At 63.8% G+C, this 6,521-nt stretch carries 7 protein-coding genes; 4 read left to right on the top strand and 3 right to left on the bottom strand.

Annotation, left to right across the window (positions count from 1 at the left end; genetic code table 11):
- Together JV201_RS22345 and JV201_RS22340 are read right to left on the bottom strand one after the other, a co-directional pair.
- Window positions 1-886: LysR family transcriptional regulator (locus JV201_RS22345; RefSeq protein WP_219406058.1), on the bottom strand; the 886-nt coding region annotated here is incomplete at its 3' end.
- A 57-nt stretch (window positions 887-943) separates the two neighbouring features.
- Window positions 944-1,702 (bottom strand): SDR family NAD(P)-dependent oxidoreductase, encoded by a 759-nt coding sequence (locus JV201_RS22340; protein WP_219406057.1) that lies wholly within the window; start codon window positions 1,700-1,702, stop codon window positions 944-946.
- A gap of 112 nt (window positions 1,703-1,814) precedes the next feature.
- On the opposite strand from JV201_RS22340, the gene JV201_RS22335 reads away from it, so the two are divergent.
- Window positions 1,815-2,786 (top strand): LysR family transcriptional regulator, encoded by a 972-nt coding sequence (locus JV201_RS22335; protein WP_219406056.1) that lies wholly within the window; start codon window positions 1,815-1,817, stop codon window positions 2,784-2,786.
- On the opposite strand, the gene JV201_RS22330 is transcribed toward JV201_RS22335, so the two are convergent.
- Window positions 2,707-3,624, bottom strand: coding sequence for a LysR family transcriptional regulator (locus JV201_RS22330; protein WP_003211439.1), 918 nt, complete (start codon window positions 3,622-3,624; stop codon window positions 2,707-2,709). The genes JV201_RS22335 and JV201_RS22330 overlap by 80 nt on opposite strands.
- A 231-nt stretch (window positions 3,625-3,855) precedes the next feature.
- Between JV201_RS22330 and JV201_RS22325 the strand changes: the two genes are divergently transcribed.
- From JV201_RS22325 to JV201_RS22315, 3 genes are all read left to right on the top strand, one after another.
- The gene (locus JV201_RS22325; RefSeq protein WP_063027778.1) at window positions 3,856-4,614 is read left to right on the top strand and encodes a 5-oxoprolinase subunit PxpA; all 759 of its coding nucleotides are present in this window, start codon (window positions 3,856-3,858) and stop codon (window positions 4,612-4,614) included.
- 76 nt (window positions 4,615-4,690) lie between these two features.
- Complete coding sequence (locus tag JV201_RS22320) at window positions 4,691-5,569, top strand: allophanate hydrolase subunit 1 (RefSeq protein ID WP_219406055.1); 879 nt, start codon at window positions 4,691-4,693, stop codon at window positions 5,567-5,569.
- On the top strand, window positions 5,566-6,521 hold a 956-nt coding region (locus JV201_RS22315), incomplete at its 3' end, for a biotin-dependent carboxyltransferase family protein (RefSeq protein WP_219406054.1). The genes JV201_RS22320 and JV201_RS22315, both read left to right, overlap by 4 nt.

Raw genomic sequence — 6,521 nt, 5'->3', positions numbered from 1 at the left:
CAAAATCAAGGAACGCCCGTACCTTCGCCGCCGGCAAGTGCCGCGACGGGTAGAAGGCATACAACGGGAAGCGCTCGTCGGGCCAGTCGGGAAACAACTCGATCAACGCGCCGGATTCCAGCGCCGGTGCCAGCCCAAGGTCGAGCATTTGCGCCACTGCATGGCCGTGTTCGCACACGCTGTACAAGGTCCCTGCGTCGTTGACCACCAGCCGCCCGCTGGTGGCGATGTTGACCTGCTCGCCCGGCCGGTGGAATTCCCAGCCAAACGGCCGGCCGGTCTGGGAGTCGCGAAAGTCGATGCACACGTGCTGGCCGTCTTCCAGGTCCTTGGGGTGTGAAGGGCGACCATGCCGCTCGAGATAAGCTGGCGAGGCCAACGTCAGCACTCGCACTTCCATCAGCTTGCGGGCGATCAGCGAGGACGATTGCGGAATGCCAAAACGGATGGCCAGGTCAAAGCCATCCGCCACCAGGTCCCCGAGTTGATCCCGCGTGTGCAGGTCCAACTGCAGCTGCGGGTATTGGCTCATGAATTCACCCAGCACCGGCCCCAGCACCAGCCGCGAAAAGTACGGGTCGATGTTCACCCGCAACCGCCCGCGAACCGTCAGGGCGCTGTCGGCCGCCGAGCTGGCGGCTTCTTCCAGGCCGGCCAGCAGGGGGGCGATTTCCTGGTAGAAACGCCGGCCCTCGTCGGTCAATTGCACCGAGCGGGTAGTGCGGTCGAACAGGCGGATGCCCAAGCGTTTTTCCAGCCGCGAAATAGCCCGGCTGACCCCCGAAGGCGTCATCTCCAGGCTGTCGGCGGCGCGGGCGAAACTGCCGCTGTCGACCACGGCGGCCAGTACGCCCATGCCACCGGCCAGTCCTGGATCAAAACTCATGGGTGATTGCCTGTCAGGTATCCGAAAGCATTGATGCTAGCGGAGAATCCGAGCGCGTTACAGAAACATCCCGCCCGAGGCCTCGACCCGTTGCCCGGTGATCCAGTTGCTGCCGTCGGCCAGCAGGGTGGAAATCGCCCCGCCGATATCATCCGGCAAGCCTGCGCGACCGAGGGCGGTGTTGTTGGCGACCATCGCGTTCACGTCCGGATTGTCGCGCACCACGCCGCCGCTGAAGTCGGTGGCAATCGCGCCGGGGGCCAGGGTGTTCACGGTGATGCCACGGGCACCCAGTTCCTTGGCCTGGTAGCGGGTCAGCACTTCCACCGCGCCTTTCATCGAGGCGTAGGCCGAATAACCCGGCAGGCTGAAGCGCGCCAGGCCGCTGGAGATATTGATGATGCGGCCACCGTCACTGATCAGCGGCAGCAGTTTCTGGGTCAGGAAAAACGGGCCCTTGAAGTGGATCGTCACCAGTTGGTCGAACTGCGCTTCGGTGGTGTCGGCGAAGCTGGCGTGGGCGCCGATCCCGGCGTTGTTGATCAGGAAGTTGAAGTGCGCCTGGCCGAACACGTCCTTCAATACCGAGCCGACCTGGGCGGTGAACGCCTCGAAGGTGGAACTCTGGCTGACGTCCAGTTGCAGCATGGCCGCCTTGCCGCCCAGCGCTTCGACTTGGGCGACCACGGCCTGGGCTTCGTCCGCCGCGCTGTTGTAGGTACCGATAATGTCGACGCCTTGTGCCGCCAGGTGCAGCGCAGCGCTTTTGCCCAGGCCGCGGCTGGCGCCGGTGATGAGTGCGATTTTACGGGTCATGGTGAAGTCCTCTGGGCGTGTGATGGTTCGTGGGACTGAGTGTATTTGTCCGGCCATAACGTGATAAACAGAGCTATACCGGAATCACTGGCCGGATAAGGCGAACAATCCCATGAACAAACTAGAGTTGCTGCGTACCTTCGTGCGCGTTACCGAACTGTCGAGTTTCACCCAGGCGGGCGAGAGCCTGGGCTTGCCGCGCTCCACGGTTTCCGAGCATGTGCAGGCACTGGAAGAGTTGCTGGGCGCGCGCCTGTTGCAGCGCACCACGCGCAAGGTCCAGGCGACCCAGGACGGGCGCGTGCTGTATGAGCGCAGCAAGGATTTGCTGTCGCACATGGAAGAGCTGGAAGGCTTGTTTCGCCAGGATGAAGCGCAGCTGGCGGGGCGCATTCGGGTGGACATGCCCAATGTCATGGCCCGGGAATTGATCCTGCCGCGCCTGCCCGAGTTCATGGACCTGCACCCGCTGATCGAACTGGAAATCAGCAGCACCGACCGCCAGGTTGATTTGCTGGCGGAAGGTTTCGACTGCGTCTTGCGCGTCGGTGCGCAGCCGGACCAGTCGGTGGTAGCCCGCTTGTTGTGCAGCATGCCGATGATCAACTGCGCCAGTGCTGCGTACCTGAAACGCCACGGCGTACCCAGGACGCTCGCTGATTTGGCTCACCATCAACTGGTGCATTACGTACGCCCGCTGGGCTCACGTTCCCCAGGGTTTGAATACGTACAAGGCAACAAGGTGCAGCGGATTCCCATGGCCGGGCGCGTCACGGTCAACAGCACCGACGCTTACCGGGCGGCGTGCATCGGTGGCTTTGGCCTGACCCAGGTGCCCGCCCTGGGCATTCACGATCAACTGGCCAGCGGCGAGTTGGTGGCGGTGCTGCCGGACTATCCGGCGCCGGCACTGGACGTGTCCCTGCTGTACGCCGGCCAACGGCATTTGCCACTGCGGGTGCGGGTGTTCATGGATTGGCTGGCCGCCACCTTGCAGGCTGCTTTCAACGCCGGGCAGACAACTGCTGCGGCGCCAGGAATGCATCATGGAAGTAATCCCGAAACGCCTGCATCGCCGGAGTGAAATCGCGCTCGCGGTGCCAGGCCAGGCCGACGCTCATGGGCGTGACCTTGTCGGTGACGCTCACGGTTTCGATGCGCTTGCCTTCCAGTGACCACGGGCGATGCACCAGGTCCGACAGAATCGCCACGCCGCTGCCGTTGGCGACCATGCTGCGCACCGCCTCCACCGAACTGGTGCGCAGCCGCACCTTGGGGGTTTGCCCGGCCTGTTCCCAGTAGCGCATGGCGCTTTGTTCGGCTTCGTCGACGGTGAGGAAAATGTACGGCTCCCTGGCTACATCCGCGAGGCTCACGGCGGGGCGTTCGCACAGCGGGTGATGGCTGGGCAGCCACAGGCGGCGTTCGGAGTTGAAGAGGATTTCCGAGACGATATCCGCGTGGGTGAGGTTGGCGGTGAGCACCACGGCCATGTCGAACTGGCCGTTGAGCAGGCCGTGTTCGATGGCCTGGCGTTCCTGTTCGAACACCTCGATGGTCACGTCCGGGTGCCAGTGTTCCATGCGCTGCAAGTGGTGCGGCAGGAAGTAACCGAGCACGGTGTAGCTGGCGGCCACCCGCAATACGCCGCTGGCGCGGTAGTCCGGCAGCGGGCTGTTCAGGGCATCGTCGACGCTGCGCACAATCACATACGCGCGGTTGAGAAAATGCCGCCCGGCGTCGGTCAGGCTCATGCCCTGGGCCGAGCGCACGAATAGCTGCGCGCCGAGCATCGCTTCCAGCTCCTTGATCGCGGTGGTCACCGCCGATTGGGAGATGTTCAGGTGAATCGCCGCCTGGGAGATCTGGCCGATTTCGGCGGTGGCGACGAAGTAGCGGATTTGGCGCAGGGTCAGGGACATGGTTTCTCCGCTCGCTCCCACGCTCTGCGTGGGAACGCATCCTGTGACGCTCCGCGTCACGATTTTAAAGGCGGACGCAGAGCGTCCAGGGCGGCATTCCCGCGCGGAGCGTGGGAACGATCAGTATCGTGTATCTGATTTTCAGAAGATGGGCCATCTGATAATAGATCTTCCCAAGGGGTCAAGCCGCAGCCTAATTTCCATCGCAAGAACTTCAACGGAGCGACCCCGATGCAGGCAGTGGATTTCAATTCGGACATGGGCGAAGGCTTCGGCCCCTGGACCATCGGCGACGGCGTCGACAGCGAACTGATGGCCTACATCAGCTCGGCCAACATCGCCACCGGCTTTCACGCCGGCGACCCGGGCACCATGCGCCGCACGGTCGAGCGCGCCAAGCAGTTGGGCGTGGCGATTGGTGCGCACCCGGGCTTTCGCGACCTCGTAGGTTTTGGCCGGCGCCATATCAACGCCCCGGCCCAGGAGCTGGTGGACGACATGCTCTATCAACTCGGCGCCCTGCGGGAAATCGCCCGGGCGCAGGGCCTGACGCTGCAACACATCAAGCCCCACGGCGCGCTGTACATGCACCTGGCGCGGGATGAAGAAGCGGCGCGTTTGCTGGTGGAAAACCTGCAACGGCTGGAGCCCACGCTGCTGCTGTATTGCATGCCGAATTCGGTGATCTGGCGTATCGCCAAGGAACTCGGCCAGCCAGTGGTGCGGGAGTTTTACGCCGACCGTGAGTACGATCTCACGGGTTCCATCGTGTTTACCCGCAACGTTCGGGCGCTGGATCCGGCAACGGTGGCGGCGCGCGTACTACGGGCCTGTCAGACCGGGCTGGTACGTACGGTGGAAGGGGAAGACCTGTTTATCGAATTCGATTCCATCTGCCTGCACAGCGACACCCCCGGCGCCCTTGAACTGGTGGAAGCCACCCGTGAAGCGCTGGATCAGGCGGGCATCGAAGTGCGCACACCCCGCTGACCGACACCGGTGCCCAGACACCGGGTCTGACTGATTTTTTGCCTGCCTTTCTACAATGATTCCAAGAGGAACAGACATGGCTGAATCTTCCCCGATCCGCTACAGCTTTGGCGGTGATGAACACCTGTTTGCCGAGGTCAGCGAGAGCATGTCCCTGGAGGCTTTCTTCAAGGGCATGGCCGTCACCCGCGCGGTGGAACGCCTGGCCCTGGACGGTGTGCTGGACGTCTGCCTGGCAAATGCCTCGTTCCAGATTCGCTTCGACCCGGACCGCATCGCGCCCCACGTGCTGCTCGACGCGGTACAAAGCGCCGAAGCCCAGGCCGTGGCCGAACGCACCTTGCACACCCGCATCATCGAAATCCCGGTGCTGTACAACGACCCCTGGACCCATGAAACCCTGATGCGCTTTCGCGACCGTCATCAGGACCCGACCGGCACCGACCTGGAATACGCCGCGCGAATCAACGGCCTGGCGGATGTGGACGCGTTTATCGCGGCCCACAGTGGCGCGCCGTGGTTTGTCTCGATGGTGGGGTTTGTGGCGGGCTTGCCGTTCATGTTCCAGATGGTGGAACGCGAGCGGCAGTTGCAGGTGCCCAAGTACCTGCGCCCACGCACTGACACGCCGAAATTGACCCTCGGCCACGGCGGCTGCTTTGGCTGTATCTATTCGGTACGCGGCGCCGGCGGTTACCAGATGTTCGGCGTCACCCCGGCGCCGATCTACGACCCGCAACAGCAACTGGCTTACCTGAAAGAGCACATGGTGTTCTTCCGCCCCGGCGACATCGTGCAGTTCAAATCCATGGACCGCGACGCCTATGACCTGGCCGTGGCAGAAGTGGACGCAGGGCGCTTCGACCTGCGCATCCGCCCGGTGGAGTTTTCTCTCGACGCCTTTCTCGCCGACCCCATCGGCTACCCGAAAACCCTGCAGGAGGCGCTGGCATGATCAAGGTACTCAAACCCGGCCTCGCCACCTCCGTGCAGGATCTTGGCCGCGAAGGTTATTACCACCTCGGCATCCCGCCGTCCGGCGCCCTGGACCAATACGCGTTGAGCGCGGCCAACCACCTGGTGGGCAACCCCATCGGCGCTGCCGGGCTGGAATGCACGTTGATCGGGCCGGAGCTGGAGTTTCAGCAGGATGCGTTGGTGGCGTTGTGCGGGGCGCTGATGTCGCCGCGCCTGGACGGCGTGGTGGTGCATCAGGACACCGCGTTTGAAGTGCGGGCCGGGCAAGTGCTGCGCTTTGAATTTCCCAGGGCCGGCGCGCGGACTTACCTGGCGGTGGCCGGTGGCATCGATGTGCCGCTGGTGCTTGGCAGTCGTTCCACTTACACCCTGGGTGCGTTGGGCGGTTTTCAGGGGCGACGGCTGGTGGAGGGTGATGAGTTGCCGGTCGGCGAGCCCAGCGGCAAAAGCCGGGCGGGTAACAGTCTACCCATGGCATTGCGCCAATCGGTGGGCGGGGACGTGACGCTGCGGGTGGTGCCGGGGCTGTATTACGAGCGCCTGACGCCCGGCGCCAAAACCAGCTTTTTTGCTGAGCCCTGGACGGTCGGTTCGGAGGCGGATCGCATCGGCTATCGCTTCAAGGGCGGTAGCGCGTTGAGCTTTCAGCCACGGGAGCAGCCGTTTGGCGCCGGGTCCGATCCGTCGAACATCGTCGACAGTTGCTACCCCATCGGTTCGATCCAGGTGCCGGCGGGCCTGGAGCCGATCGTGCTGCACCGGGACGCGGTGTCGGGCGGGGGCTACGCGATGATTGGCACGGTGATCAGTGCCGACCTGGATCTGATCGGGCAGATGCAACCGAACCAGCGGGCGGGGTTTGTGGCGGTGACGCTGGAGGAGGCACTGGAGGCGCGGCGGGTGTACAAGAAGCGGTTGAAGGTGATGGG

The organism is Pseudomonas sp. Colony2 (assembly GCF_019382755.1).
Classification (GTDB): domain Bacteria; phylum Pseudomonadota; class Gammaproteobacteria; order Pseudomonadales; family Pseudomonadaceae; genus Aquipseudomonas.
Note: the sequence above shows the minus strand (reverse complement) of the source record. Positions and strands in the feature narration are given on the sequence as shown.